This window comes from Mesorhizobium sp. M8A.F.Ca.ET.165.01.1.1 (assembly GCF_004792065.1).
Classification (GTDB): Bacteria; Pseudomonadota; Alphaproteobacteria; order Rhizobiales; family Rhizobiaceae; genus Mesorhizobium.
On sequence record NZ_SRTH01000039.1, the window covers coordinates 1,905 to 2,378 of the forward strand.

Genomic DNA, 474 nt, shown 5'->3' on the forward strand with positions numbered 1-474 from the left:
CGACAGGCTACACCTATTCCTACACGCTGCTGGACAACACCTCGGGCAACACTACCCATGACGACTTCGCCGTCCAGGTGGTCGATTCCGACGGTGATCCGGCCTCCACGACGCTCTCCATCGCCATCATCGATGACGTGCCGACGGCGGTTGCCGACACGGACAGCGTCTCGGAAGGCGGCACGGCGAGCGGCAACGTGATTACCGGCGTCGGCAGCGACGGCAATGCGGCCGGCGCCGACACCAAGGGTGCCGACGGCGCCGCGGTGAGCGGCGTGACGGGTTCTGGGGCAACGACGGTGGTGGGCGGCGACTTCCATGTCGTCGGCCAGTACGGCACGCTGACACTGAGCCCCGACGGCACCTATAGCTACGTGGCCAATTCCAACATCAGCAACGCCTCTCCAGTGACCGATACCTTCACCTACACGCTGAAGGACGGCGACGGCGACACCTCGCAGACCACGCTGACTA

General features: G+C 65.2%; 1 protein-coding gene. It reads left to right on the plus strand.

What is annotated here, in order from left to right; genetic code table 11:
- Positions 1-474 (plus strand): Ig-like domain-containing protein (locus EN808_RS36640; protein ID WP_210235483.1); only part of this gene is annotated, 474 nt, incomplete at both ends.